This is a genomic window from Paraburkholderia sp. SIMBA_027, assembly GCF_046535315.1.
GTDB lineage: Bacteria > Pseudomonadota > Gammaproteobacteria > Burkholderiales > Burkholderiaceae > Paraburkholderia > Paraburkholderia tropica.
The window spans coordinates 1-228 of the sequence record NZ_JAWRWY010001785.1 but is presented as its reverse complement, the minus strand read 5'-3'; the positions used below and the strand labels follow the sequence as shown (position 1 = coordinate 228).

Sequence of the window (228 nt, the reverse complement as noted above, 5' to 3'; positions counted from 1 at the left end):
CATCTGAGAGATCGAGGATGCACTTGCCTTTGCCGCCCCGGCTCTTTCCGAGCGAAAGCAGACGGGTTAATCTGGAATAGGCTGGCCGATCTGTCGGGTAGACCAGGATCGACATGCCGTCGGAAAGATCGAGACGACAGCCGACCACCAGCCGCACGCCCGTGGTCTTGGCCGCTTCCCACGCGCGCACGATCCCGGCAAGCGAGTTGCGATCGACAATACCCAAGG

At 61.4% G+C, this 228-nt stretch carries 1 protein-coding gene; it reads right to left on the bottom strand.

What is annotated here, in order from left to right; translation table 11 throughout:
* Window positions 1-228: hypothetical protein (locus SB764_RS45310; protein WP_410867483.1), on the bottom strand; the 228-nt coding region annotated here is incomplete at both ends.